The 25762-nt window shown below is 53.2% G+C and carries 22 protein-coding genes; 14 read left to right on the plus strand and 8 right to left on the minus strand.

The features are described 5' to 3' along the window. Positions 1 to 63: 63 nt before the first annotated feature. The 4 genes from AC2IBB_RS07235 (at position 64) to AC2IBB_RS07250 (ending at position 3424) form a co-directional block, all read left to right on the plus strand. A complete protein-coding gene (locus tag AC2IBB_RS07235; protein ID WP_486332220.1) occupies positions 64 to 777 on the plus strand; it encodes a PEP-CTERM sorting domain-containing protein in 714 nt (237 codons plus the stop codon). A gap of 93 nt (positions 778 to 870) precedes the next feature. Continuing rightward, positions 871 to 1590 carry a hypothetical protein gene (locus tag AC2IBB_RS07240; RefSeq protein WP_486332221.1) on the plus strand — a complete coding sequence of 240 codons (720 nt, stop codon included), beginning with the start codon at positions 871 to 873 and terminating at the stop codon, positions 1588 to 1590. Between the two features lie 12 nt (positions 1591 to 1602). Continuing rightward, positions 1603 to 2298, plus strand: coding sequence for a PEP-CTERM sorting domain-containing protein (locus tag AC2IBB_RS07245; protein ID WP_486332222.1), 696 nt, complete (start codon positions 1603 to 1605; stop codon positions 2296 to 2298). A gap of 127 nt (positions 2299 to 2425) precedes the next feature. Continuing rightward, entirely contained in the window at positions 2426 to 3424 is a 999-nt protein-coding gene (locus tag AC2IBB_RS07250; RefSeq protein ID WP_486332223.1) for a hypothetical protein, read from the plus strand. Here AC2IBB_RS07250 and AC2IBB_RS07255 read toward each other — a convergent pair. After that, on the minus strand, positions 3378 to 3848 hold the full coding sequence (locus AC2IBB_RS07255; RefSeq protein ID WP_486332224.1) for a GNAT family N-acetyltransferase: 471 nt from the start codon (positions 3846 to 3848) through the stop codon (positions 3378 to 3380). The genes AC2IBB_RS07250 and AC2IBB_RS07255 overlap by 47 nt on opposite strands. A gap of 158 nt (positions 3849 to 4006) precedes the next feature. Between AC2IBB_RS07255 and AC2IBB_RS07260 the strand changes: the two genes are divergently transcribed. Both AC2IBB_RS07260 and AC2IBB_RS07265 read left to right on the plus strand, forming a co-directional pair. After that, positions 4007 to 4792 (plus strand): PhzF family phenazine biosynthesis protein, encoded by a 786-nt coding sequence (locus tag AC2IBB_RS07260; protein ID WP_486332225.1) that lies wholly within the window; start codon positions 4007 to 4009, stop codon positions 4790 to 4792. A gap of 104 nt (positions 4793 to 4896) precedes the next feature. Continuing rightward, positions 4897 to 5400, plus strand: a complete 504-nt coding sequence (locus tag AC2IBB_RS07265; protein WP_486332226.1) for a hypothetical protein — start codon at positions 4897 to 4899, stop codon at positions 5398 to 5400. A gap of 50 nt (positions 5401 to 5450) precedes the next feature. Here the strand turns inward: AC2IBB_RS07265 and pbpG are convergent, their stop codons facing one another. The 4 genes from pbpG to AC2IBB_RS07285 all read right to left on the minus strand — a co-directional run bounded on the left by pbpG (position 5451) and on the right by AC2IBB_RS07285 (position 14097). Continuing rightward, the gene (gene pbpG / locus AC2IBB_RS07270; protein WP_486332227.1) at positions 5451 to 6395 is read right to left on the minus strand and encodes a D-alanyl-D-alanine endopeptidase; all 945 of its coding nucleotides are present in this window, start codon (positions 6393 to 6395) and stop codon (positions 5451 to 5453) included. Positions 6396 to 6773: 378 nt separating this feature from the next. Further along, positions 6774 to 10076 carry a hypothetical protein gene (locus AC2IBB_RS07275; protein ID WP_486332228.1) on the minus strand — a complete coding sequence of 1101 codons (3303 nt, stop codon included), beginning with the start codon at positions 10074 to 10076 and terminating at the stop codon, positions 6774 to 6776. A 99-nt stretch (positions 10077 to 10175) separates the two neighbouring features. Further along, positions 10176 to 13574, minus strand: coding sequence for a hypothetical protein (locus tag AC2IBB_RS07280; protein WP_486332229.1), 3399 nt, complete (start codon positions 13572 to 13574; stop codon positions 10176 to 10178). Beyond that, positions 13567 to 14097: a hypothetical protein gene (locus tag AC2IBB_RS07285; protein ID WP_486332230.1), complete on the minus strand. Its 531-nt coding sequence runs from the start codon at positions 14095 to 14097 to the stop codon at positions 13567 to 13569. The genes AC2IBB_RS07280 and AC2IBB_RS07285 overlap by 8 nt, the downstream gene beginning before the upstream one ends. A 362-nt stretch (positions 14098 to 14459) precedes the next feature. Between AC2IBB_RS07285 and AC2IBB_RS07290 the strand changes: the two genes are divergently transcribed. The 6 genes from AC2IBB_RS07290 to AC2IBB_RS07315 all read left to right on the plus strand — a co-directional run bounded on the left by AC2IBB_RS07290 (position 14460) and on the right by AC2IBB_RS07315 (position 21882). Next, the gene (locus AC2IBB_RS07290) at positions 14460 to 15776 is read left to right on the plus strand and encodes an ABC transporter substrate-binding protein (RefSeq protein WP_486332231.1); all 1317 of its coding nucleotides are present in this window, start codon (positions 14460 to 14462) and stop codon (positions 15774 to 15776) included. A 133-nt stretch (positions 15777 to 15909) separates the two neighbouring features. Further along, positions 15910 to 16770 (plus strand): carbohydrate ABC transporter permease, encoded by an 861-nt coding sequence (locus tag AC2IBB_RS07295; RefSeq protein WP_486332232.1) that lies wholly within the window; start codon positions 15910 to 15912, stop codon positions 16768 to 16770. Positions 16771 to 16777: 7 nt separating this feature from the next. Next, the gene (locus AC2IBB_RS07300) at positions 16778 to 17608 is read left to right on the plus strand and encodes a carbohydrate ABC transporter permease (protein WP_486332233.1); all 831 of its coding nucleotides are present in this window, start codon (positions 16778 to 16780) and stop codon (positions 17606 to 17608) included. An 18-nt stretch (positions 17609 to 17626) separates the two neighbouring features. After that, positions 17627 to 18733 carry an ABC transporter ATP-binding protein gene (locus tag AC2IBB_RS07305; RefSeq protein ID WP_216736962.1) on the plus strand — a complete coding sequence of 369 codons (1107 nt, stop codon included), beginning with the start codon at positions 17627 to 17629 and terminating at the stop codon, positions 18731 to 18733. Then, positions 18726 to 20987, plus strand: coding sequence for an L-iditol 2-dehydrogenase (locus AC2IBB_RS07310; protein WP_486332234.1), 2262 nt, complete (start codon positions 18726 to 18728; stop codon positions 20985 to 20987). Before AC2IBB_RS07305 ends, AC2IBB_RS07310 begins: the two co-directional genes overlap by 8 nt. A gap of 16 nt (positions 20988 to 21003) precedes the next feature. Then, positions 21004 to 21882: a cupin domain-containing protein gene (locus tag AC2IBB_RS07315; RefSeq protein ID WP_486332235.1), complete on the plus strand. Its 879-nt coding sequence runs from the start codon at positions 21004 to 21006 to the stop codon at positions 21880 to 21882. Between the two features lie 15 nt (positions 21883 to 21897). On the opposite strand, the gene AC2IBB_RS07320 is transcribed toward AC2IBB_RS07315, so the two are convergent. Beyond that, the gene (locus AC2IBB_RS07320) at positions 21898 to 22077 is read right to left on the minus strand and encodes a hypothetical protein (protein ID WP_011395240.1); all 180 of its coding nucleotides are present in this window, start codon (positions 22075 to 22077) and stop codon (positions 21898 to 21900) included. 329 nt (positions 22078 to 22406) lie between these two features. Continuing rightward, a complete protein-coding gene (locus tag AC2IBB_RS07325; protein WP_486332236.1) occupies positions 22407 to 23150 on the minus strand; it encodes a hypothetical protein in 744 nt (247 codons plus the stop codon). A 198-nt stretch (positions 23151 to 23348) separates the two neighbouring features. On the opposite strand from AC2IBB_RS07325, the gene AC2IBB_RS07330 reads away from it, so the two are divergent. Together AC2IBB_RS07330 and AC2IBB_RS07335 are read left to right on the plus strand one after the other, a co-directional pair. After that, positions 23349 to 23906 (plus strand): MarR family winged helix-turn-helix transcriptional regulator, encoded by a 558-nt coding sequence (locus AC2IBB_RS07330; RefSeq protein ID WP_486332237.1) that lies wholly within the window; start codon positions 23349 to 23351, stop codon positions 23904 to 23906. Between the two features lie 66 nt (positions 23907 to 23972). After that, the gene (locus AC2IBB_RS07335) at positions 23973 to 25109 is read left to right on the plus strand and encodes a glycerate kinase (RefSeq protein ID WP_486332238.1); all 1137 of its coding nucleotides are present in this window, start codon (positions 23973 to 23975) and stop codon (positions 25107 to 25109) included. A gap of 7 nt (positions 25110 to 25116) precedes the next feature. Here AC2IBB_RS07335 and AC2IBB_RS07340 read toward each other — a convergent pair whose 3' ends face one another. Further along, positions 25117 to 25731, minus strand: a complete 615-nt coding sequence (locus AC2IBB_RS07340) for an FMN-dependent NADH-azoreductase (RefSeq protein ID WP_486332239.1) — start codon at positions 25729 to 25731, stop codon at positions 25117 to 25119. Between the last annotated feature and the right edge of the window lie 31 nt (positions 25732 to 25762).

A 25762-nucleotide genomic window follows, 5' to 3' on the forward strand; every position in this document is an offset into this window, starting at 1 on the left:
AAAGCGGCGTCCCCTCAAAAATATAATTTTGTTTGTTTTCTCGTAAGATCAATAGGAATGATAATGAAGCTTACTACTACTCTTTTATCTGCATCTGTATTTGCCGGTATGGCCTTTCAAGCCAATGCGGCTCTGGTTGAAATGGACTTCGAAGGTGTTTTTAGCGAAGTGGAATCTGGCGACTCCCCTTATGAGACTTGGGGCGATATTTTTTATGGAACCATTCAGCTTGATTCGCGTACGCCTGTTTCTGAATACAGTACTAAGTCTACTAATCACTCTGGCGATGTATGGGTGGATTACTCAGGGAAGTACAATAATGCAATTACAGACTTTAGCTTTCTGATCGGCGGAGATGAGTATCATCTTGATGGCGCCGCTTCCAATGATGTGACGATTGCTGGGTATGTAAATTATGACGAAGAAGGAAATATGTATGGATACAACTATTATACATTTTCATTTTCGGCATGGCTTGAGTCGGTTGATGGTAAAAAAGTGAAAATAAGCTATCTGGGGTCAGATGCTTATAGAGAGAAGGGCCTTGGTGACGATGTTCTTTATGCTTTGCCTATCGGTGGATATGGCCCATCCAGTATGACTGGCATTGACTTTGAAGGGTACGATGCAAGTGGAAGTATGACTTATAAGATTAAGTCGATATCCTCAGATAGCGCTAGCTACGAGTTTAAGAAGGTTCCTGAACCTTATACCGCTTCAATGTTGTTGATAGGGCTTGCAGGATTAACTGCAAGACGATTTATAAAGGCGAAGTAGCCTGATTGTTTTCCGCTCTGGAATTTTCTGGGGTGGTTTATTTCCGAGAAATCAGAGTTTTATTATTCATATGGACGCTCAATAGGGTTGGCAATGAAAATATCTACGGCTATTTTATCTGTTCCTTGTGTTTTAGGTCTGGCTTTTCAAGCTAACGCTGCGTTGATTGAAACAAATTTTGAAGGTTTCTTTCATGAAGTGGAATTTGGTGAGTCACCCTATGAGTTATGGGGCGATTATATTTTCTCTGGATCGGTAAAATTTGATTCATTAACGCCTGTTACCTACACCAATTATGATTACTTCGAATACCCTGGCGGTAGTGGCGAAGAAACGGAAGTGACTTATTTAGGCTCCTATAATAATGTCCTGTCTCAGTTCAGCCTGTTAGTGGGGGATGACAGGTTTTATCTGGATAAAGATAAGATGAACACCGTCACAATAAACGGAATGGCTACTTCTGTTAAAGATGTCGGCGTATTTGGAGGTGAATACTATGACTTTTCTTTCTCTGCCTGGCTTGAAGGTGAAGGTGGTAATAAGCTGAAGGTCAGCTATATGGGGGCAGGGGCGTATAGAGATTTTGATGTGAGTAGTGGTGTGCTGCATGCACTGCCAACTGGAGGATATGCGCCTTTCTCTGCATGGATGTCCTTTGAGGGATACGATAAGGACGAACAGCTGCTGTATAAAATAAATTCATGTTCTGGATGCAATGAAGGCGATGGCTTTAAAGTGGTTTCTGAGCCAGCGTCTATCTTGTCAATTTTCCTTGGCCTGATTGGCTTGGTAGTTAGAAAGTATAAAATTTAAATGGAGTAACTGATGAAATTAACTACAGTTTTTCTGACATCTATCTGTGCTTTTGGCGCTTCTTTTTCAGCGCATTCTGCTCTTATTGAAACGGACTTAAATGGTGTCTTCGATACATTAGAGACTGGAAGTGGTCCATATCATACTTATGATGATATATTCTCTGGATTCTTTCAGTACAACTCAAACACACCAGTTTCTGACTATAGCTACAAGGACGAAAAATATGGCTTTAGATATTATTCTGGAAGCTATGATGGTGCGTTTACTGAATTTTCCTTTATGTTAGGAGGGGATCGTTATCACCTGAGTGATGATGGCTCTAATAACATAACGATAAATGGCTATGTTCAGTACGCGGAAGAAGATGGGACTGTGCTTCACTCCGAGTATTATGACATGTCATTTTCTGCATGGTTAGAAACTGATAGCGGCGATAAAGTAAAGATTGGCTTTCAGGGATATGATGGAATAAGAAATACTATTACCGGCCCACTGTTTTCTCTTCCAGTTGATGGAGATGGCCCTAATTCAGGTAATTATATGTATCTTGAAGGGTATAATGCGGATGGCGAGATGACTTACCGCTATGGATCAACCTATAACAGCGATTATTTTGTTTTCCGAGAGGTGCCCGAGCCAGCAACATACGCGATGTTGTTGTTGGGCGGTTTGGGCCTGGTCGCGAGACGCCTGAAACGAGCCTGATTTTATCCTTTCTTATCAATAAAGAGGCCAAAGGCCTCTTTATTTGTTTCACCTCGTCTATTTGCAAGGCTTAAATTCTCTATAGCGGCTAAAATATCTTGAACTCATGCGCCAATGAGCCGTTGCAATGCCCAAAGAGTACCACCTATCCAACCAAGTTAATCAGCTATTAAAACGCTGTCTTCTTCACGCCTTTGTTTTGGTCGCGGTGTGGTTGGCGTTATTTGGACCATGGCGAAATAAGGTTTTGGGGTGGCTTCCCTATCTGGATAAGCATGGGGCGGAGCTTTTCGTCGTTTTCTTATTAGTCTGGTCGGTGCAGTTGCTTCGTTTTATACGCCGAGGCGCTATTTCTAGCATTGCGTTGCAAGATAGTGCGGTTCGACTGACGTATAGCGGCTACTTTTCTGATGAGCCCATTACTGAAAGAACGCTAGAGGCAAAAGATATTTATTACATTGGTAAGCGAGGCTTTAACCTCGCGTTAGTTACCTCTGAGGGGCGTATTGAGCTGGGCGCTTCCGCCGCCGTGAATGAGTTTCTACGCGACCTGCAGAATACTTTCCTGCTGAATAAAGCACACTATCAAAGTCTGGATAAATCTCGCTTGTATGACATTTTTCAGGCCTTGCCGGCGGGAGCGCAGGCGGAGTTGGTGGGAGAGGTCATTAACGAGAAAACAGAGGCGGAAGCGCTTGAGCGCCAGCGGGAGTACTTTACGGAAATTGAGGAAAGCGAGCCTGTTGTCCCCGGTGGAAATGTTTATGAGCATCGACGTATCAAAGCGCTGCCAGAACTATCCATTTCAGTTTGTCCCCGGTGTGCGAACGCATCCATGTTAAGTGGTGAGCTACGTAATGTGCATGCTGTTCCGATTGAACTCGACGACGCGAAAGCGGAGGGTATACGCCAAAGGCTAACTAACTTGCTTCCGTTACTGGATGCTCGAATATGCGCATGTTTGGCGTGTGGGCTGGTGGTAGGTCAAACGCCGCCTGCCAGCTTGCAAGCGCAGGTGATAAAGTTTGGGACGGATGAGCTTCGAGTGAGCTTGGAGAAAGCGTCCGACCCGGGTAGTTCTACCTCATCAGGGACGAGTGCATCTGATCATCCAGACGCATCGTGACTTTATCAATGCCTTCGCCAAATCCGTCGACCTCTGATTTTTCTATTTCAAAACCATAGCGAGCAAAGAAACCTTGAGTATGTTGTGAGGTCTCAATCATTATCTCTTTGCCTGGATGCAGGCGTTTCGCCTGCGTCAGCCGGTGGCGCAGCAACTGCTCGCCTAAGCCGGTTTTATGCTTTGTTCTGGCGAGCATGCCCCAGGATAAATAGACCGTTTCCTTGTGAACGCGCAGTCCACCGCAACCAACGAGCTGCTCTTCTTGAACGATGACGTAATAAAGATTGTCTTCGGTCTGCGTCACTGTATCGAGAAACTCACAGAACTGCTCCCTTTCATGAAGCGCAAAGTATTTGTCGAGGTTGCTGTCGAAAACATTGAGGCAATCCTGCTTATAAACTGGGGAATAAGGTTTGATTTCCATATTGCGCGCCCCTAATCTCATTACATCCGGTTTTATCGCTTAAATGTACTGCAAGAGTAAGTTTCAAGTCGCTGTTTCGCAATAGGTTATTTGAGCTTCTGAGGATGGTTGCGGCGAGGAGCCTGTATCAACAATGACGTTATTAGTCGAGGAGTAGAATGGATATAAAGCTGTTTCAGGTTGACGCCTTTACGAATGAAGTTTTTGGCGGCAACTCCGCTGCGGTTTGTCCTCTGGACGTCTGGCTGCCAGACTCCCTGTTACTGAAGATTGCGCAGGAAAACGCGCTGGCGGAAACGGCCTTTTTTGTACAGGAAGCTGGGCGATTTCATTTGCGCTGGTTCACGCCGGAAATAGAGATGGATCTATGCGGCCACGCGACTCTCGCCGCCGCTCATGTATTGACGTCGCACTTAGGCTATGAAGAAGAGTGCATCGTATTTTCCTCCCTGAGTGGAGAGTTAAGGGTGACCAGGCAAGGTGGGCGGTTAACCCTGGATTTTCCCGCTAGACCGCCAATCTCTGCGGAGGCGCCGCAGGAGGTGTTGGAGTCGCTCAATCTGCAACCTTTGGAAATCCTGAGCGCCCGCGATATTGTTCTGGTGTATCCGGATGAACAAGCCATTCGAGCTTTGCGGCCTGACCGTATGTTAATGGACCGCATCAACCTGGACCCTGGCGGCGTGGTCGTTACAGCGCCGGGACAAGACGTTGATTTTGTCTCTCGGTTCTTTACGCCGCAGGCGCATATCTTTGAAGACCCTGTCACTGGTTCCGCCCACTGTTCGCTGGCGCCATATTGGGCCGCCCGTCTCGGTAAGACAAAACTGACGGCGGCGCAACTGTCGGAGCGCGGCGGTCTATTGGACTGTGAAGTGGTTGGCGAGAGAGTGCTGATATCCGGCTCCGCCGTGACGTATTTGCGCGGCGTTATTTCAGTCTGAGCAACGGCGTTGGCGTTAGCCCTAAGGAGCGTTTTTCTTTTGCGCCGGTTATGCCATTATCCCGCTTATATTTTTGATTTTTGTTGAGATAACGGCGACTGCGGATGACCCCCGGCGAATCAGAAAAACTTGTACTGGAACATGACGCAGCCCGTTTGTTTATGCGCCACTACGAGCGTCTAACGGGAACGCCCATTCGGCATATCTGGCATAACCAGCCAATCAAACCGGATGTTTCCTGCTTTTTGGATGGCGAGCGTCTGGACTTGGAGATCGCCCATCTGTATGGCTCGGAAAAAGAAGCCATGCAGCTGCTGGGGCGTGATCTGGATAGTCATACCCTGCATGAATTACAGGCGCTGGAGGCCTCCGGCGCCGATGGTCGCCTGCTCCGGGCGCTGAATCGCATACTCGCCAACAAAGCGTTGAAAACCTATAAAAGCGAGCGGGTGTGGCTGGTCATTCGCAATGCGCATCCCGCTTGGCGCGCAGATGAAATTCGGGGTTTGCAGCACTGCATTCAGGTGCCTGACAGTCATCCTTTCGAGCAGATATGGATGGTGGCGGATATGAAGGCGGAAAGCGGCATCGTGCAGCTGTTTCCCTGAAAGAAGGGACAGCGGCGCAGTCGAGAGATGCGCGCCGCTGTCAACTAACCTTAACTCTGAGTGTCGTCGTCCATTGCGGCGGTTTGAAATACCCCTGAGTTTTTCTCTTGCTCATACTTGAGCGCAGCGCCGGCGACGGGCGCGCTTTTGCCCGTGACTATCCACTGTTTGATGCGGTTGGCGTCACCTACGGGAGTGCGTCTGCCGTAAGAATCCAACAGCACCATGGCGACGGGGCGCTCGCCCACTTTGGCGAGCATCACCAGGCAACGGCCTGCTTCATTGATAAACCCGGTTTTACTCAGATTGACGCCCCAATCGCCTTGGCGCACCAATAGATTCGTGTTGCGGAATTCCATTTCGTTTTCCGTTTCGCCCAGTTTTATCATGTGGCTGGGAGTGGTGGTGTAGTCGCGGATGAGTTTATAGCGCGCCGCGGCGGAGACCATCTTGACCAGGTCTGACGCGGTGGAGACGTTTTCCATGGACAGCCCGCTGGGTTCGACAAAGCGCGTGTCGCGCATACCCAGGGCTCTCGCTTTATCGTTCATGGCGCTCACAAAGGCGGCCATGCCGCCCGGATAAGTGCGCCCCAGCGCCAGCGCGGCGCGGTTCTCAGAAGACATCAGCGTCAGCAGCAATAGTTCGCTACGGGGGAGCGCTGCGCCAATACGCATCCTGGAATAAGTATTTTTCCAAGTGTCGATGTCGTCTTCCGTTATCGACAACATTTCATCAAGAGGCAGCTCAGCATCCAGCACCACCATGGCGGTCATCAGCTTGCTGATAGACGCGATGGGCGCCACGGTTTCCGGGTTTTTGGCGAATAAGGTGACGCCGCTCTCCACGTCGACTACCTTCGCGTTCACGGAACCCAGGCTGATATTCGCCGTATCCAGATTTTGCAGACTTTCAGGGAGAGGAGCGATGTCAGAGTCAGCCATTACAGCTGAGGAGCAGAAAAAGAGAGACAGAGCGATCAGGATGTTTTTCATAAATGGCGCAACGTTGTAGTCAGGTCTGAAAAGTATCTTGCCGCACGAACCCCGACGGTAAACGGGTGTAAGGCGTTAAACAGGGTCTATTGCTCTAGCATAGACCAATTGTGTGATTTTGCACCTGTGGAGCGACAAAATTACACAATTCTATACCTTTTTAATCAAAAGATTATGGTCTTCTTTTAATGTGGTTTAGGTCAATGGGAAATCCGGTATAAAGCAAAGGTTTAGCGTGGATTAGGGAGCGCCGGGCAGGGTTGTTTATTGAGCTGCTTCGGCGCAGACAGCGTATTGTTTTATCCGGGTGAGAGCCGTGCGGCAATGAATGGGGACGTTTCTCTCAATTCTAGCGACCCCCATGGTGTGGTTTCAGGATCATTTTTTCTCTATATGGTAACCAAGGATCAAAGACTCCAGAATGATGGACTTCGCCAGATGGATCGCTTCAGCTTCGGAAGCGCAGTCGATTTGAGCCCGGCTTTCTCTTTCTTGAGGAACGCCATGTAAGTGGAGGCCCGTGAGTGAGCATTCGAATAAGACGCTGGTATGGCTTATCTTGAGGTTAAGATGATGAAAAGGCCCATTGACCTCGTCACGCATGCTCTGCTGCAAACATATGGTTTCCTCTTGGGATACTGAAATGGCGTGCAAAGGCGGTAACTGCTCTCTGCTTGTGGCTAAAGCCTCCAGATCCATGGGCTTGTAGTCGCCGTATTCGTGTCCTGAGCGGGCAATCTGGTCCAGACGCTGTAGGCAATCCAGGCTTTGAGGTGTATTTGCAATAGCGAGAATGCGCGGTAAGCGTCGCAAAATAGGCTCTTCGTTGCACTGTTTTCCCCCCGGTAAACCCCGGGTCCGGAACGCAGTTGCGGCGCAGAGTGCGGAGATGGTGGCGGGCTTGTCGCCGCTAAGTGTCCAGGCCCGCGCCGCTAGCAGATCTAACCAGGGCATAAAGCGCGGCTCTACGTTATGTAGCTGGGTGAGAATTTCCACTTCCGTTGCTTGATATAGCCAATGCCTGATATCAGCCTCAGGCTCTATGGTGCGCATAAGGTAGAGGATCTTGGATATCTGCGAAGGTTTTATATGGGGTAACTCCATCAGCGCTGCGAATACAGGCAAAGCCCCAACTCCCTGTATTCGCAATGCTAATAGTCCCTTCCACGCATCGGGGGAGCTTTTCTCATCAATGCTGTACTGCAGCATCTCTTTGAGGTAGGAGGACAGCGCTGCAATGGCCTCAGGGTGGCGATACTCTTCCTTTATAATCCGCTCACAGACACTTTCAGGAAGGTATTTTTCAGGGTGCTTGAAGGCATCAGGGAGATCTTCCGGCTCCACATCCGTCGCATACTCGTCTTCATCATCAAATTCAGGCAACGCTTCAGGAGCGACGCCGAGAGCGTATAGTGCCTCTCTGGCGGTTTCTTTGATGATGGCGTGTGCAATTTCGAAAATACTGGCTTCTGAATATATGTGGTAGCGGATGTCTGCTTCAAAACCTGTCAGCTTGAGTTCGGCGATAGCTCGTAGAGGGCCGTAGATTCTGGGGTTATTATTACGATTTCCCAGCAATCGGCGTGTCCACTCCCGCCAATGTGCGTTCTGTGGATCATCTTTCAGCAAGGGGTAGAGCAGCCCGGATTTGATATCCAGGTCGTAGTAGGGGGCGATGGTTTTTCTCTCAAACAGTGACTTCGCTGCTTGAATCGCCGCATTCGGGTCCAGTTTGGCCCAGGCGATGACGGCTTCGGTGTATCTCACCAGTGTGAACTCTCTTAAGAAGCTGTTTGCGTCATCAACGTCAAGGTGGGTAATGCGAGTTACGTAGTCGGCGATAAACCCGGTGTGCTGCTGTAACCCTAGATCGCCAACTACTTGCAGAGCGTCGCCGAAGGCGCGCTTGAATAATGTCGGGAGGTCGCGAAAGCCGAGGATTTTTTCTGCAATCTGCTCGGCGGCCGGCATGCGTTCTTTCAATACCCAATGCACCGCCGCCAGATAGTGGTTCTCTATGTCTGACATGTTGCTCAAGGTCAGCCCTTCCTTTTTGCGTTTCTGTGAAAGGGCTTCTTCGTTCTTGCGGGCGACTTCCAGTATATCGAACAGTCGCCAGGCGGCTTTTTGCAGAACCTCATTACGGCGAGGATGCTTGCTGCTGTGGAGGCATTGAACGACATACTCCAGACGATCATCCTCTGGACGCAGTTGTAGTACGGCGGCTTCCAATGCGGAAAGGGCGTTGTCATCGTCGTATTTGCCGAGCGTCAGGGTAATGCCGGGATAGGCTTTCTTGTTCTCAACATCGAACTTCAGTCCTGAGCGGAAGGCGGCGGCGATGGGCAGCGACAGGCGTGAATCCAGCATATCTGGACGCCAACTGTATGGCCATTCGTTATGGGCGTAATCCGTTCTTTCGCTGAAGTAGGCTTTGACAATTTTGGCGAAACTTTCGTCCTTGGCGGCGATCGCTTTCAACGCCAGGTCATGCATGGCGACGTCGTCGGGGTACTCCGCTATTAACGCCAACGGATCTGCGCCTTTTTCTATTTGCTCTTGGAAAGCCTTCGGAGTTAGCCGTTTGGACTGGGTTTCGCCTCCGGCCTTGAGCAGCGCGGCGCGTAAGCTGGGTTCAAGCTGCTCCGGCGCGCAATTGGCCTGAGTCTGGGCTATCAGGTTGTTTATTTTTTTACGGTTCAGGCTTCCGAATCTTACCGAGCCGGTTTTTTGCTCCAAGGCCGCTAGCGTCTTGCTTAATGCCTCTGCGATGGCCTGGATGATGGCGCCCAAGGCGCTGGCATGCTTGACCAGATTGATGGTTTCGCGGCAAGCGCTGTGATTGCCAAGAAAGAAATGCGCGAGCATCCAGTAGGTCGCCAGCGCGGGTTCCTGAGAAAGCAATGGCTTCTCTTGTTCGTAAACATCAAAGGCCGGCGCCTTGTCCATTTTAGCGGCGTAGGCGTAGGTGGGTTCGCCGGAAGGATGGCCATGCATCCACTCCGTGCGGGTGAATAGTTGCCTGGGATCGTGGTAATAGGGGCGCTGCTTGATCTCCGCTTCGGCGAAGGCGTTAAAGTCCTCAATCGCATGCAAGGCGGCGTCGGAATGTTTACAGACCCATTCCTCCTCTTCACCGGATTCTGAGATGTGCGGGCCTTCCGGCCAGCGGTTGACGATGAAGTCTGCGATTGAGTAATACTCCTCCTCGGAGGGCTCGCCGCACTCGTGGTCAAAGATAATCACGCGGGCTGTTCCCAAGGGAGACGGCAACATATTGACGAAGCAAGCGTCTCCGCTGGGATCTTCACCCAACATCGCCATACCGGTTAGCAGGCGCAAAATCATCTCAAAATCGGACAGCGAGGCTGCGATAACCTCAGGGCTGATACTTTGGGGGTGACCTAACGGCTCACCCTCCAGCACCCAGGTATCAAGAATGGCGTCGCTATGGCGATGGTAGGCTTCCAGGCACTCCGTCAACTCAATGACTTCGTCGGGGACAGGGTGGCCAAACAAAGCTGTCGTTTCCTTCGCACTGTCGTGGAAGTGGCCTTTTTGTCTCTGGGCGATGTCTAGGAAGTCCTTTCTATCCGCGTCCTGATGCAGCATGTAGTAGCTCATGATCTCTGCGAGCCTGCCGCCCAGCAGCTCGTTGCGCGTCAGTATGGGATTATTCATGTTTTATCCGGGTTGCTGTTTTTCTGTGGGACTGGCTTTTGCTGTTTGCTGATATCGATTTGAAAGGCGCGGTGGGACGCGCCTTAATGATGAAAGAGTCTACTTGCTGCGTTTATGCGCTTTTTTAGGCGCTGTTTTTTCCTGACTGTAGCCAAGAATCATGGCCTCAAACGCCATGGATTGCGCCAGTGATAGCGCGGCGTTTTCATTCTGGACGGGGATCTGTCCCGCGCTCTTCAACTCCTCGTCCTCCATACAGGTGCGGAAGTAGAGATTGTGCACGCCGCACTCAAACATGACGCTGTTGCTGGTGGGGGTAATCGTCAGGGTGTAGATGGCTTCGTCATCGTCGGGGCCTTTAATAGGCTGCTTGAAACGGATGGTTTCGCCTTTGCTGACTTGGAACGCATTTGCATCGGGCATGGCGCGGCGGCGGGATAGGCTGCTGGCATTGAGAGGGTACAGATCCGCCTTGTCTATACAGCGCTTGAATTTCTTTAAACTGCTATCTATGCGTTTATCGCCTTTGAACCGCGACAGGATCTGCGGCAGCCTGATCAGTGTCGGTTCTTCATCGCTCCAGTCCCCCAGGGGAAATGACAAGCGGTGATCCATCGCTTGAGAGAGCGCATTGATCAACGGCTCCGAATCCTGATTTTGATTAAGGGCGATGGCGCGTGCGGCAATTACATCCAGCCAGGGTAGAAAACGGGGAGCAGGTTTGGCGAGTTGCGCCAACAGCTCAGTTAAGTCTGCGCCGTATAACCACTCGCGTAAGCTGGCTTCAGGCTCGACGAAACGCATGGTGTAGAGAATCGAGTTGAAATGGTCCGTCGCCATATGCTCCAGTTGCAGGAGGCTCGCCAATACAGGCTGAGCGTTTACTCCCTGAATGCGCAAGGCGCGCAGTCCTTCCCTTGCTTCGACTCTATCGCTGTCGTCAGCACTGTATTGCAACAGGTCTGTTAAATATTTGGATAAAGCAGGTATGGCTTCCGGAGAGGTGTGGTTTTCCTTGTAGATGCGCTTGCATACATGGTTCAGATCGTGTCTCTCGGGATGACCCAGGGCGTCAACGAGCTTGTCCACATCGACATAACTGGCGAACTGGTCTTTCTTCCTTTGAGCAGGGGCCTCGACGCCATCTTTATTGAGGGCGCGATAACTGTCCCAGGCGATTTCTTTGAGTAGAACTTGTTCAGGAAATAAGTTGTTGTAAGCAGAATAAAGGTGATAACGGACGTCCTCCATCAGCGACGTCAGCTTAAGCTCCCCCGCTGCGCGCAAGGGGCCGCAAATACGCGTGGCGTTACTGCGATTGCCCAGCAGCCGACGCGCCCAGTTCAATAATTCAGCGTTATCTTTATCATCCTCCAGCAAGGCGTAGAGCTGCCCGGATTTGATTTCCAGGTCGAAATACGCACTCTCAGTTTTACGTTTAAATAGTTTTTTAGCGGTGGCTTTGGCCGCTTTGGGATCTAACTTGCACCAGGCGATGGCGGCCTCAATATAGTTCAGCAGTGTGAGGTCTTCGATGGTCATTTCAGTATCGTTAACTTCAATCGCTGCGACGCGCGTTACGTAATATTTAGCGAATTCCACGTGCTCTGTCAGGTCGTGGTTCCCGGCGAGCCTGAAGGCGTCTCCCAATATGTGCTTGAACAACCTGAAATGCTCACGGTTACCGAGAAGCTTGTCGGCGACCTGTAAGGCTTCACTGGAGTCTTCCTGCAAAAATATATGCGCCGCCGTTAGATAATGGTTTTCCACATTGATCATATTATCCAGCGTCGGGCCTTCCTCTCTGCGCTGCTGGGCCTGCTCCTGCTGATTTTTCAACGCGACATCCAGAATATCGAACAGTCGCCAGGCGGCTTTGCCCATCATTTCGTTGCGACGGGGATGCTGGCTGTCCTGCAAGCATTGAATGACATACTCAAGGCGATCATCGTCCGGAGGCAGTTGTGATACTGCCGCTTCCAGCGCAGCCATTGCGTTGTCGTCGTCATACTTACCAAGAGTCAGGGTGATGCCTGAGTAAGCTTTTTTATGATCTGCGTCGTACTTCAACCCGGATTTAAACGCAGCGGCCAAAGGCTGTGACAAGCGCTTGTCTATAAGCTCTGGCTGCCACTCGTAGGGCCACTCATTAAACGCGTCTCCAGTGCGCTCTTTGAAATAGGCGGTGACTATTTTATTGAATTCACTGTCTTGTTCTCCCAGGGCGGCCAGCGCTAAGTCGTGTGTTGCGACGTCATCGGGGTATTCTTCTATCAGACTAAGCGGGTCGACGCCGTTGGTGAGACGCTGTTGGCATTCTTCGGGCTTTAATCGTTTTATCTGAGTTTCGCCTCTGGCTTCCAGCAATGCTGTGCGATGCTTTGGCTCTAGGTGCTCCGGGGAGCAATTGGCTTGAGTCTGGCTTATCAGGTCCGTTATTTTTTGATGGTCAAGACGTCCGAACGTTGCGGAATCCGGCTTGGTTTCCAGTGAGGTCAGTGTCTCATCCAGGGCTTCCGCCAGCGCTTGCGTAATGCTTCCCAGGGCATTGGCCTGTTTGACCTGGTTAATCGTGTCGCGACAGGCGGAATGATTACCCAGAAAGAAATGCGCGAGCATCCAATAGTTCGCCAGCGCTGGTTCTTTATCGAGTAATGGTTTCTCCTGCTCGTACACATCAAATGTAGGGGCTTGATCCATTTTGGAGGCGAAGGCGTAAGTGGGCCGGCCGGAGGGATGGCCATGCAGCCAGTCTGTGCGGCTGAATAATTGTTTGGGGTCGTGGTAGTAAGGGCGCTGGTCTATTTCCGCTTCGGCGAAGGCGTTGAAGTCTTCAATGGCTTGTTTGGCGGCGTCGGAGTGTTTGCTGAACCATTCTTCTTCCTGGAAGTCTTCCTCGTACTCATCTTCATCCTCTTCATCATCACCTTCGTCCTCATCATCCATGTCATCGTCGTCCGGCTCTCTAAGGCAGTCCTCCTCCCAACGGTCTGCGATGAAGTCGGCGATGGAGAAGTACTCTTCGGAGGATGGCTCTCCGGTTTCGTGATCATAAACGATCACTCGGGCCGTACCGAGAGGAGAGGGGAGCATGTTGAGAAAGCAGGTATCGCCGCAGGGGTCTCGGCCGATAATTTCGAGCCCGGTGAGCAGCCGCATAATCAGTTTGAAGTCACGGAGAGAGGTGGCGATGTCCTTGGCGCTGACTTTGCCAGGCTGGCTCATCATTTCGCCAGCAAGCATCCAGACGTCTTGGGCGACGCCACTGTACCTGTTGTAAGCGGTCATACACTCTTCGGCTTCGATAACTTCAGCGGGGACGGGATAGCCGAAAAGCGCCTCTACGCGTTTGGCTTTGTCCTCGAATTTACCTTTTTGCTTGCGGGCGATGTTTAAGAAGTCCTTTCTGTCCGCGTCCTGCTGCAGCATGTAGTAGCTCATGATTTCCGCCAGCTTGCCGCCCAGCAGATCGTCTCGCGTCAGTATGGGATTATTCATTCTTTCTTCCAGAAAATGCAGGTCTCATAAATGAATGGCGTGTTTGTTCTGATAAACAGCATAACTCATATTTCGACATATCCTGAGCTGACACCCGGGCCAGGAAGAACCCGTGGCGCTTGAACATCAGATAGGAACGGAATACGACGAAACTGATCGACTCCGAGGCGACTTGTGGGGATATGTCGTCAGGGCCATGGCCGGTGTAGGCCTCAACACCGGCCCAGTAGGGCGAGTCGGCGCACACCAGCTCTCCCATATGATTGAGTTTGCAAAGTATTTCCGCCATGCCTTTGGCTTGTGACGGCGAAAAATGGCTGACGAATACGCCATTTTGAATCAGCAGATTGTTCAGGTCCGCAATATCGCAGACTTCCTCTTCGATATTATCGTTGGCGTACACCAGCTTGAAGCGGGTGAGCCGTGCGATATCCTGATAGGTGGCGCGTTCCTCAAACTCGCTCACTGAATACAGAGTGAGCTCCCAACCAACGCCACAGATTTTTCCCGCCACTTTTGTCATTGTCTTCTTCCAACTCCCTCAATCGGCTCGGTCAGCGTTGAGCGTCGCTGTCGCATCCGGTCGGCGCCGGATGCAGAAACATAATAGACGCTCATCACCGCACGCCACCTGGGGTGTACCCTAGGCTGCAGTAAAGAAACGCTATGCAACGCCGGCTGACTTTGCCGATTCCCTGAAGAACTACGTTATATATGTACTGAATTTACAAAATTATCCCGATTTCATGGAAATTTTGTCAAAAAAGTATAATTTTTTCGATGGTAGGTATTAGAGTTGGAAACTGGATTGACGCATAGTAATTCTGCTTTAAGTCATTAAGGCCCCCTTTGAATATAAAAATAACACTTCTTCGGAGGTAACCTATGAAGTTTCTATCCCGCGCTGCGCTGGTTTCGGCGGCGACCATTTCCCTGGGGATCTCATCTCTCGCGTCAGCGGTTGAGGAAATCACAATCGCTACCGTCAACAACGGCCACATGATCGAAATGCAGAAGCTGAGCAGCCATTTCGAAAAGGCCAACCCAGACATCAAATTGAAATGGGTGACGCTTGAAGAAGGCGTGTTGCGCCAGAACGTCACGCAGGACATCGCCAATAAGAGCGGCTTGTACGATGTGATGACCATCGGCATGTACGAAACGCCGATCTGGGGCAAACGCGGTTGGTTGAAGGAAATCAACACCGACGCGTCCTATGATGTGGACGATATTCTACCGGCGGTTCGTAAAGGACTGTCCGTTGACGGCAAACTCTATGCGGCGCCTTTTTACGGCGAAAGCTCCATGATCATGTACCGCAAGGACCTGGTGGAAAAAGCGGGCATGACTATCGAAGACCGACCCACCTGGGGCCATATCAGAGACGTTGCCGCGGCGTTGCATAAGCCCAAGGATGGCGTCTACGGCATCTGCCTGCGCGGCAAATCCGGATGGGGCGACAACATGGCGTTCATCTCCACCATGGCCAATTCATTTGGCGCGCGCTGGTTTGATGAAAAGTGGAAACCGCAGCTGACCACTCCAGCCTGGACTCACGCCGTCAGCTTCTATGTCGATCTGCTGAAGAACTACGGCCCGCCGGGCTCCAGCTCTAACAGCTTTAACGAGATCCTGGCGCTGTTCAATGAAGGCAAGTGCGGCATCTGGATCGACGCCACTATTGCTGCGTCATTCGTCAGCGATCCCAAACAGAGTAAGGTTGCGGATAAAGTCGCCTTCGCTCAATCACCCGTCGCTGTGACCGATAAGGGCGCCAACTGGTTGTGGGCATGGTCGCTCGCTATTCCCGCCGCGACCAAGCATGCTGAAGCAGCGCAGAAGTTCGTCACCTGGGCCACTTCCAAGGACTATATCCAACTGGTGGCGGATACTCAGGGATGGGGCTCGGTTCCCACCGGAACACGCACCAGCACCTATGAAAACCCTGAGTTCCTGAAAGCGGCGGTATTCGCATCAGCGGAACTCAAGGCCATTAACTCCGCTAATCCGGAAGACAACACTCTGGAGCCGTCGCCCTATATCGGCGTGCAGTTCGCAGCCATTCCCGAGTTTCAGGCGATTGGCATGGCGACCGGGCAGATGTTGACCGGGGCGTTGACGGGCAGCGTGTCCGTTGAAAAAGCGCTGCAGTCCGCCAATGTATCGGCGGATCGTCAGATGCGTCAGTCCGGCTATTACTGATCCGCACTTCGCGACATGAGATAGGCCGCCTGCGCCGCCGTGTTTATGGGCATTCACGGCGGGCTGCGGGCGGCGACTCCAACCGCGAAGCCGTCTTCGGATCTTAAGAACCCAGTTACCAGAGAGTATTTCGATGCAACGTGCTGTAACGCGAACGTTACTCGCTCCGTCCGTCATCTCACTGTTGTTGTGGATGATCGTGCCCCTGGCGATGACGATATATTTCTCCACCATCCGTTATAACCTGCTGTACCCCGGCGAGCACAATTTTACCGGCTTGCTGAACTACGAATTTTTCGTCACCGACCCCGGCTTCTGGCCGGCGGTGAACAATACCCTGATCCTGCTGGGATCGGTGCTGGCTATCACTGTGGTGCTTGGCGTGGCGTTGTCCGCCCTGATTGATCAGCCTTTCTTTGGGCGCGGCGCCGTGCGGGTATTGTTGATCTCTCCGTTTTTTGTCATGCCGACGGTCAGCGCCTTGATCTGGAAAAACATGATGATGAACCCGGTGTATGGCGTCTTCGCCTGGATTTCCCAAACGCTGGGAATGGAGCCGATGGACTGGCTGGCGGACGCTCCCCTGTTTTCCATTATCATCATGGTGAGCTGGCAGTGGCTGCCGTTTGCGATTCTGGTGTTCGTCACTGCGTTGCAGTCCCAGGATACCGAGCAAAAAGAAGCGGCGCGGATGGATGGCGCCACCAGCTGGCATATTTTCCGCTATCTCACCATTCCCCACCTCGCGCGGCCGGTCGCCGTGGTGATCATGATCGAAACCATTTTTCTGCTGGTGGTGTTCGCTGAGATTTATGTTTCCACCGGCGGCGGTCCTGGCTATGACAGCACCAACCTGGCGTATCTGATTTATTCCCAGGCGTTGCTGCAATTTGACGTGGGCATTGCGTCCGCAGGCGGCCTGTTTGCGGTGGTGTTGGCCAACATTGTGGCGTTTTTCCTGATTCGCGCCATCGGCAAGAACTTAACGGTGTGAGGCGGCTATGAATCTGAAGCAAAAACATAAAGTGCGAACCTGGATCGTAGGCGTTTCCGCCTGGGGTATCGCGTTACTGCTGTTTTTCCCCATTCTGTGGATGTTCCTGACCTCATTCAAAACCGAACTGCAGGCGATTTCCACGCCGCCTACATTCGTGTTCGAACCGACTCTGGAGAACTTCTCTCTGGTGCAGGAGCGCAGCGATTATCTGAAGCACGCCATCAACTCGATTGTGACGTCCTTCGGCGCGACTATTCTGGCGCTGCTGATCGCCATTCCCGGCGCTTACGCCATGGCGTTTTATCCCGGAAAGCGCACCAAGGATCTGTTGCTGTGGATGTTGTCTACCAAGATGCTGCCGGCGGTGGGCGTATTGGTGCCGATTTACATTCTGTTCCGTGATTACGGGCTGCTCGATACGCGTATTGGTCTGATCATCATTTTCACCATGATGAACCTGCCCATCGTGGTGTGGATGCTGTTTTCTTACTTTAAAGACATCCCCAGGGAAATCCTGGAAGCCTGCAGGATGGACGGGGCCAGCCCCATGGGCGAGGTGGTGAAAATCGTCATGCCGCTGGCCTGGGGCGGCATCGCCTCCACCGGCCTGTTATCCATCGTGCTGTGCTGGAACGAGGCGTTCTGGTCTCTCAACCTGACTGCGGCGGACGCCGGCACGCTGACCGCCATGATCGCCTCATACTCCAGTCCGGAAGGCCTGTTCTGGGCCAAGCTTTCGGCGGCTTCCACGCTGGCCTGCGCGCCCATCGTCGCGTTCGGCTGGTTGTGTCAGAAGCAGTTGGTGCAGGGCCTGACGTTCGGCGCCGTGAAATAGTTTTCGAGGATTTATCCGATGAGTTATCTGAATATTAAAGATCTGCACAAACATTACGATCAGTACCATGCTATTCGCGGCGTCAATCTGGAAATCCAGGAAGGGGAGTTTATCGTTTTCGTTGGTCCGTCCGGCTGCGGTAAATCCACGCTGCTGCGTTTGATCGCGGGGCTTGAGCTGGTTTCCGAAGGCTCTATCCATCTGGACGGACGGGATATCACCGAAGCGCCGTCTTCCAAACGGGATCTGGCCATGGTGTTCCAGTCCTATGCGCTGTATCCGCACATGACCGTAGCGGAAAACCTTTCCTTCGCCTTGCGTCTGGCGAAACGGCCGCAGGCGGAAATCGATCAGAAAGTGCGTTCCGTCGCCGCCTCGCTGCAACTGGATAAACTGTTGGCGCGCAAGCCGCGCGAGTTGTCCGGCGGACAGCGGCAGCGGGTCGCCATCGGTCGCGCCATCGTGCGACAGCCTAAAGTTTTCCTGTTTGATGAGCCGTTATCGAATCTGGACGCGGCTCTGCGGGTGCAGATGCGTCTTGAGCTGGCGCGTCTGCATAAACAGCTTGGCACGACGATGATTTACGTGACTCACGATCAAGTGGAGGCGATGACTCTGGCGGACCGGGTGGTCATTCTCAATCAGGGCCAGATCGAACAATGCGGCTCTCCCATTGACCTATACCAGCAGCCGGCGAATCGCTTTGTCGCGGAATTTATCGGCACGCCGAAGATGAATATGTTGGCGATCGATCAAGTGATTCACGGCGGCGAAAGCGTCGAAGTACGCGCGGCTGACGCCCATCTGCGTCTTCCTGCGCGGGTATTGGCGGACAATGTCAGCGCCGGATGGAGTCTGGGAGTGCGGCCTGAACATATCCATATCGCTCCAATAGGCGATGGTCCGGTACAGGGGCGTATTGAACTGATTGAAAACCTGGGCTCGGAAGCTTACTGCCATGTGCAGGTGAACGGCTGTGGCAATCTGGTGGTGAAGTCCGCCGCGCGCAGCGGCCTGATGGAAGGTCAGCAAGTGAGCCTGAACTTTGATGCGGAAGAAATGCGTTTATTCAATCCGCAAAATCAGGCGGTGTATGTGAATGGCGGGGAGACGGCTCATGTCTGATACGCGTTCTGGGGCGAACGACGCAAGGTTGCTCAAGCTGTCCTATGATCGTTCGCAAGTAAGCTCGTCGGTGGTCCATCTTGGCGTTGGCGCTTTCCATCGGGCGCATCAGGCTTATTATTTCAATGCGCTGCTGGCCCATGAGGACTGTCTGGACTGGGGCATTACCGGCGTGAATCTACGGCCCGCCGACAGCCCCGCGTTCGCTGCGCTGCAGGCGCAGTCTGGAAGCTATGTGCTGAAAACTGTTTCGCCTGAAGGTGAGGCGCACTATGAAGAAATTGGCGCGCTGGTTCGTCTGCTGGACGGCGCGGCGTCTCCGCAAAGCGTGGATCAATGCCTCGCGGATGCGCAGACGCAATTGGTCACCATCACGGTGACGGAGGGCGGTTACTATTTGAAGGAAGATGGTCTGCTGGATGTCGCCCATCCTGAAATCGCCGCGGATCTGCAGGGCAGTGGACGTAATACGTTATATGCGTTTCTGCATGCGGGTTTAAGAGCGAGAATGCAGTCCAGACAGGGGCCTATCACCCTGCTGAGCTGCGACAACCTGCGCCATAACGGCGATACCCTGAAGACCGGCTTTACCCAGTACCTGCAGCAGGTCGGCGATGTCGAACTGTTGTCCTGGCTGCGTGATAACGCCAGTTTCCCCAACGGCATGGTGGATCGTATTACGCCGCGCCTGTCTCCCGAACATTCCCGTGACGTAAGGGAGCGATTCGGCGTTGCTGACGCACTGACGGTGATGGCGGAAGACTTTGTGCAGTGGGTGGTCGAGGACGATTTCGCCGGGCGGCGTCCGCCGCTGGAGCGCGTCGGCGTGACGCTGGTGGAGCATGTGCAGCCTTATGAGGAAGCGAAAATCCGTATCCTCAATGGCGGTCATACCGCCTTGTCCTACTACGCTGCTTTGCGCGGATTCCCTACGTACGACGCGGCGGTGCATGATCCTGAGTTGAGAGCGTTTGTCGAAGCCTTTGAAGAGCAGGAGGCGATTCCTGTGTTAGGCGATTCGCCTCTGGATTTACACGCCTACTGGCGCAAAGTGCTGGCCCGCTTTGGCAACCGCAATATCGGTGATCGCATTGAACGCATTTGTGCGGATGGCGGCAGCAAGTTCCCGATATTTATTCTGCCGACATTACAAGGCGGCTTTGCCGCCGGTCGTACGCCGGAGCGAACACTGCAAGCCATCGCGTATTGGTATGTTTTCATGCAGCGCGTTCGCGCCGGGCAGGCTCCGGTTCCTTATTACGAGCCGGAATGGCCGCGACTGGAAAAACTGTTATCCGCCCCGGATGCAGTGGAGCGTTTTATCTCCGACGCCAAGCTCTGGGGAGATCTACCGCAACGTTATCCTGCATTCGGCGACTTGCTGCGCCGCCATATCGAGACGGCTTCTCGCGCTTTTAACGACATTCCCTCATTTGAAAGGAAAGACACTGTGAGTTACTCCCTTGAAAACCTGACCAACCTGCAGGGCAAAACCGCGCTGGTGACTGGCGCTGGCGGTGGTATTGGCGCGGCCGTGGCGGAGGCGTATCTGGCGGCGGGTGCTTCCTGCGTGCTCTGCGATTTGCCCGCAACGCCGTCGAAAGAAGCTGCGGCCGTATTGGAGCTGTATCCCGAAACAGCCTGTTATGTGCAGGCGGACGTGACGAATATGGCCTCGGTGGATCGCCTGTTGGCGCAGTCTGTGGAACGTTTCGGCGGCGTGGATATCCTGTTCAATAACGCGGCGGTATTTGATCTGGCGCCGCTGCTGGAATCCAATGAAGACATGTATGAGCGGATATTTTCCGTAAACGTGAAAGGGGCCTTTTTCACGATGCAGAAAGTGGCGCAACACATGGTAGACTCGCAAAGGCAGGGCAAAATCATCAATCTGGCGTCCCAGGCCGGGCGCAGAGGTGAGGCGTTAGTGTCGCACTATTGCGCGAGCAAAGCGGCGATCATCAGCTATACGCAGTCGGCGGCGCTGGCGCTGGCCAAGCACAATATCACCGTCAATGGGATCTCCCCCGGGGTGGTGGATACTCCTATGTGGGAGCAGGTGGACGCGTTGTTCGCCAAATATGAAAACCTGCCTCTGGGCGAGAAGAAAAGGCGGGTGGGATTGGATGTGCCGCTTGGACGCATGGGCGCGCCGGAGGATATCTGCGGCATGGCGCTGTTTCTGGCGTCGCCGGCCTCAAACTACATTACGGCGCAGACATTCAATGTGGATGGCGGCAACGTCATGAGCTGAGCAGTAGGTTAAGTCGATGCGGAAGATGAATAAAGGCGTGCCGGAAATCGAGTTGACGGACCGCAGCGCGGGCACCGTGCGTTATATCGAGCATGGATTCCCCAGCGATTTGATTCGCTGGCATGTGCACGAGGAGTACGAGCTGCACTTCATCGTCGCCACCACCGGCAAAGTCTTTATCGGTGATTACGTGGGGCTGTTCGGGCCGGGACAGTTGATTCTGACGGGCCCCAGGCTGCCGCATAACTGGATCAGCAAGAATGACCCAGAGTCTGAAGTGGAGCTACGGGACATGTTGCTCCACTTCAATCACGACACCATTGAGCAGGGCATCAAGGTCATTCCCGAACTGAGCCAGCTGCTGCCGATGCTGGAGCGCGCCCGCTCCGGCATCGAATTCATCGGCGTCGATCTTGATGAGGTGCGCAACCGTTTTGCAGAGATCCGCGACGCCACCGGTCTGACCCGCATCGTGCTGTTTTTTGATTTCATGAATGAGCTGGCGGCCTGGCCGAACTACCGCATGCTTTCCACCATGCAGATCAACTCCAAAGCCAACGAGACCATGCAACGCAAGATCAATACGGTGGTGGAGTATGTGATCAATAATATAGAGTCGCCGATCAGCTTGCAGGAGGTGTCGGATCTGGTGGGCATGACGGACAGTCACTTCTCGCGCTTTTTCCGCAAGGCCACCGGTAATCGTTTTGTAGAGTTTCTCAATCGCATTCGGGTCAGCCGCGCGTGTTGTCTCCTGGCGGAAACCGATGAACAGGTGGCCAGCATCTGTTTTCAGGTGGGCTTCAATAATGTCGCCAACTTTAATCGGCGCTTTCAGGAGTTGAAAGGGCTTACGCCCAGAGAGTACCGACAGCAGGCGACCCAGCGTTTTTAGAAAGTTTAGAGCGCGTTACTCGTTCTCCACTTTCGCTCTTACGGCCTGGATTTCCTCCAGTTTGACTTTCAATATGGCCTCCAGCTTGATGAGCTTTTCAAGCGTGTCGACGTCTTTTTGCCGTTCATACAGTTGCGTGACGGTGCGGGTGATTTCATTGAGAATCGGATGCAGCTTTTCGAACTCCTCAGCCATGGCGTGTCCTCCTACAGTCTGAATAGACACCTGATACAGTTTTGTACCCAATACTAATTTTATAGAAGCAGAACACCGCTTTCGCCAGTCAGGCGACCCTGCGCGTCGTCGCACCGGGAATGCTCCGTTGTACTGACTGGCGGGTGCTTACAAAGCGGCAACCCGCGGGAGACAGGGCCTGGCATGTCCAGGCCCTGTCGTTTTTCAGCACATAGAAGGGCGCTATCTGGCCGTTGAATTAACTTACTTTTACTATTCTCATAATGCTCATACCGGCGTTATTCACTTACCCCTACGTTTAACATGCCTGTGCGGTTAGCATGCCCTCGCTACTTCGGAGCGTAGGTCGCTGGCAGGCTTAAATCGCCGGAGGCCACATCCCATACATTAGTCACGCACAATAACGGACTGTGCACGCTGGCGTTGACCCGCAGAGCGGCGGTGACGCCGTCATACTGAAACGCTTCCGGGAAACCCATGTCTTTGAGTGGAACCCGTGCGCGGACCTGCTCTCCTTTCAGCTCCGGCTCATAACCCGGGCTATCGATAAACAACGGCAGTCCAGGCCAGGTCGCAGGCAGGTCGGGGTGAGCGCCGGCGGGAATATCCTTCACCTTTAAAGCGCCGGGTCCGCATTGTTCATCTGGCGTCAGCACCACCCAGTGGCTATGCCAGAGATCGCCGTCATTATCGAACTTGCCGTCGGCGTTCTCGTCGAATTTTGGCGTGTCGTCAAAGTCTGGATGCGCGGTTAGCACGAAGGCGAGAATACCCTGGTCTGCTGCAAACCCCACTGAGCTGCTGTTCAGAGAGGTTGGCCAGACATAGCTGAACACGTCGCTGCCGGCCAACTGTCCGATAGCGTTGGGTTTCAGCGCGCCTGCGCCATCGCGAACGCGGTGTTCAAAAACAGCGTTGGGGCCCTCGCGATAAACGCGGGTTTGAATCAGATCGAACTGCGCTTTAACTGCGTTATTAGCGGCGGACTCGATTTTCGTGTCGGAAGGCGTATGGGCGCAGGCGCCAACGGAGAGCGCCAGAGTGCTGCAAGCAAGTAATCGGGACGTAAACATAGAAACCTCTTTTTAGTATTGACTCGAAACATATTTAATTTATCTTTGCATAAGGTTTCGAGTCAACACTATGTCTGAGTCCATAGAGTATAATTGTTCTTATCACCTTGATAGAAATTGCATATCAGATGGTTTGATCAGAAAAATCGCGTTATCGGGGCAGTTGTGATTGCAGTATTGTGTCGATAGTATTTGCGGATGCCTGATAATCTTATTTTTGAATTCATCGAACGTATCGGTTACGTCATCCGCACAGAGTGGCGCAAGGCGTTGCTGGAGTACGATCTGCAGCCGGTGCATCTGGATGTGCTGCGTTATTTGGCGGCCTGCAACCGCTATTCGGATACGCCGCAAGGCGTTGCGGAATATCTGGAAATCACCAAAGGCACGATCTCCCAGAGCATCAAGCAGCTTGAATCCAAAGGCTTTGTGGAAAAGCAGGCGGACGCCTCGGATCGGCGCATGGTGCACCTGCATCTGACGGAAAAGGCGCAAGCGCTGCTGGATAAACTGACGCCACCGCCTGGGTTCGACGCCGCCATGCGCAACTTCTCCGGACAAGAGGAAGCCGTCTTGCTCGGGAATCTGCGCGATATCCTGGCGCAATGGCAGATAGCGCGTAAACGGCAGCGCTTTGGCGTTTGTCATACCTGTCGACACTATCAGCCCGGCGGCGCAGGCACGGGACAATGTGGGTTGACGGGGGAGGGGCTGTCTGCGGAAGACTCGCAAAAAATCTGCCGCGAGTTCACCTGATCCTTTAGCCCTGGCATGGGAATAGCTAGGCTTAGTCGGTCACCTTTTCTTATGCGGAAACAAATAATGAAAGTTCTGATTGCTCCAGACTCGTTCAAAGAATGCCTGTCTTCCCGGGAAGTTGGCGCCGCTATCATGGAGGGCGTACTTCGCGTCGTACCTCACGCTCATTGCGAAGCGATACAAATCTCCGATGGCGGCGAAGGTTTTGTCGCGGCGATTCTCGCCAATAAGGGCGGGCATGAGCGCTGCGTGACGGTGCGCAACCCTCTGGGAGAGCGGGTAACCGCTATGTGGGGGCTGTTGGAGGATGGCGCCACGGCGGTGATAGAAGTCGCCGCAGCGACGGGGCTGCATTTGTTGAAGCGGGAGCAACGTAATCCTTTTCTGGCGGGCAGCTGGGGCAGCGGTGAAGTCATCCGCGATGCGCTGGACGCCGGCGCCAGACGCTTCATGATCGGGCTCGGCGGCAGCGCCAGCAATGATGGCGGAGTGGGGATGTTGATGGCGCTGGGGCTGCGCGCCCTCAATGCTGAGGGGAAACTAATCGCTCCCTGCGCGCAGGGTCTAAGGGAACTGGTCACGCTGGACTACAGCGGGCTGGACCCGCGTTTGCGCGAATGTGACATCACCATCGCGTTGGATGTGGACAATCCCCTGTGCGGGGAACAGGGCGCGTCGGCGGTTTTTGGTCCGCAAAAAGGCGCTACGTCCGCTGACGTGCAGGAACTCGATCGCTTGTTGTCCCATTGGCTGGCGTTGAATGAGCAGACGCTGGGACGAGAGTTGGGGGCGATACCCGGTGGCGGTGCGGCGGGAGGATTAGGAATGGCGTTTGTTGGCGTACTTGGCGCTCAAGGACGCAAGGGCATTGATTTGGTGCTGGAACTCAGTGGATTTGACGAAAAGCTAAAGGGAACGGATCTGGTGTTTACCGGAGAAGGCTGTATGGACAGTCAAAGTCTGCGAGGTAAAGCGCCACTGGGCGTGGCGCAGAGAGCTCAAAGAGCCGGCGCGCCCACCATTGCGCTGGTTGGCGCGCTCTTAGGCGATGCGACGGCGGCGCGAACAATGGGGTTGACCGCTGTCTTTCCCATTGCGCCGGGAGTGGTCACTCTGGACCAGGCCCTGGCGGATGCCGCCGTCAACCTGCGTCGCAGCGCGGAAAATGCGACAGCCTGCTTCCTTGCTGGACGAGGCTGACGAACTCTTAAGCGGCGGCGACTTCCGTCGCTGCGGCGATTTGCTGTTGCGCGTCGGCCAGAATGGACTCCGGATCAACCATGATGCGGTCGGCGTTGATAAAGGTCACATCTTTGATGCCGATGAAGCCCAGCACCTGACGCATATAGGCGGAAACGAAGTCTGCCGCGCTGTTGACGGGCGTGCCGCCGGTGACAGCCACTACATACGCCTTTTTGTTTTCCAGCAGTCCAACAGGGCCCTGCTCGGTATAACGGAAAGTCACCTGCGCGCGGCAGATTTGGTCGATATAGGCTTTCAACGTGGCGGGGACGCTGAAGTTATACATAGGGGCGGCGATAATCAGCGTGTCGGCCGCCTGTAATTCTTCGATCAGGTTGTCTGACAGCGCCAGCGCCTGATTTTGCACTTCAGTGCGCTGATCCGCCGGGGTGTAGCTGGCGCCGATCCATTCTTCCGTGACAAAAGGCAATCCACCGGATACATCGCGGGAAACCACTTCCGCGCCAGGGTTGGCCGCCACCAGTTGTTCAGTAAGTTGTTGCGCAAGCTTGCGGCTCATTGAACTTTCCGCACGGGCGCTGCTGTCGATTTTCAGAATGCGAGTGTTTGAATGGTTCATGGATTATCTCCTGAAAGTTTGGCTGTCGTTT

The organism is Hahella sp. NS-SX17, assembly GCF_057367735.1.

What these genes read in the sequence shown, in the direction of transcription:
- AC2IBB_RS07235 (WP_486332220.1), top strand. Translation starts at nt 64, where the DNA reads ATGAAGCTTACTACTACTCTTTTATCTGCATCTGTATTTGCCGGTATG.
- AC2IBB_RS07240 (WP_486332221.1), top strand. Translation starts at nt 871, where the DNA reads ATGAAAATATCTACGGCTATTTTATCTGTTCCTTGTGTTTTAGGTCTG.
- AC2IBB_RS07245 (WP_486332222.1), top strand. Translation starts at nt 1,603, where the DNA reads ATGAAATTAACTACAGTTTTTCTGACATCTATCTGTGCTTTTGGCGCT.
- AC2IBB_RS07250 (WP_486332223.1), top strand. Translation starts at nt 2,426, where the DNA reads ATGCCCAAAGAGTACCACCTATCCAACCAAGTTAATCAGCTATTAAAA.
- AC2IBB_RS07255 (WP_486332224.1), bottom strand. Translation starts at nt 3,848, where the DNA reads ATGGAAATCAAACCTTATTCCCCAGTTTATAAGCAGGATTGCCTCAAT.
- AC2IBB_RS07260 (WP_486332225.1), top strand. Translation starts at nt 4,007, where the DNA reads ATGGATATAAAGCTGTTTCAGGTTGACGCCTTTACGAATGAAGTTTTT.
- AC2IBB_RS07265 (WP_486332226.1), top strand. Translation starts at nt 4,897, where the DNA reads ATGACCCCCGGCGAATCAGAAAAACTTGTACTGGAACATGACGCAGCC.
- pbpG (WP_486332227.1), bottom strand. Translation starts at nt 6,395, where the DNA reads ATGAAAAACATCCTGATCGCTCTGTCTCTCTTTTTCTGCTCCTCAGCT.
- AC2IBB_RS07275 (WP_486332228.1), bottom strand. Translation starts at nt 10,076, where the DNA reads ATGAATAATCCCATACTGACGCGCAACGAGCTGCTGGGCGGCAGGCTC.
- AC2IBB_RS07280 (WP_486332229.1), bottom strand. Translation starts at nt 13,574, where the DNA reads ATGAATAATCCCATACTGACGCGAGACGATCTGCTGGGCGGCAAGCTG.
- AC2IBB_RS07285 (WP_486332230.1), bottom strand. Translation starts at nt 14,097, where the DNA reads ATGACAAAAGTGGCGGGAAAAATCTGTGGCGTTGGTTGGGAGCTCACT.
- AC2IBB_RS07290 (WP_486332231.1), top strand. Translation starts at nt 14,460, where the DNA reads ATGAAGTTTCTATCCCGCGCTGCGCTGGTTTCGGCGGCGACCATTTCC.
- AC2IBB_RS07295 (WP_486332232.1), top strand. Translation starts at nt 15,910, where the DNA reads ATGCAACGTGCTGTAACGCGAACGTTACTCGCTCCGTCCGTCATCTCA.
- AC2IBB_RS07300 (WP_486332233.1), top strand. Translation starts at nt 16,778, where the DNA reads ATGAATCTGAAGCAAAAACATAAAGTGCGAACCTGGATCGTAGGCGTT.
- AC2IBB_RS07305 (WP_216736962.1), top strand. Translation starts at nt 17,627, where the DNA reads ATGAGTTATCTGAATATTAAAGATCTGCACAAACATTACGATCAGTAC.
- AC2IBB_RS07310 (WP_486332234.1), top strand. Translation starts at nt 18,726, where the DNA reads ATGTCTGATACGCGTTCTGGGGCGAACGACGCAAGGTTGCTCAAGCTG.
- AC2IBB_RS07315 (WP_486332235.1), top strand. Translation starts at nt 21,004, where the DNA reads ATGCGGAAGATGAATAAAGGCGTGCCGGAAATCGAGTTGACGGACCGC.
- AC2IBB_RS07320 (WP_011395240.1), bottom strand. Translation starts at nt 22,077, where the DNA reads ATGGCTGAGGAGTTCGAAAAGCTGCATCCGATTCTCAATGAAATCACC.
- AC2IBB_RS07325 (WP_486332236.1), bottom strand. Translation starts at nt 23,150, where the DNA reads ATGTTTACGTCCCGATTACTTGCTTGCAGCACTCTGGCGCTCTCCGTT.
- AC2IBB_RS07330 (WP_486332237.1), top strand. Translation starts at nt 23,349, where the DNA reads ATGCCTGATAATCTTATTTTTGAATTCATCGAACGTATCGGTTACGTC.
- AC2IBB_RS07335 (WP_486332238.1), top strand. Translation starts at nt 23,973, where the DNA reads ATGAAAGTTCTGATTGCTCCAGACTCGTTCAAAGAATGCCTGTCTTCC.
- AC2IBB_RS07340 (WP_486332239.1), bottom strand. Translation starts at nt 25,731, where the DNA reads ATGAACCATTCAAACACTCGCATTCTGAAAATCGACAGCAGCGCCCGT.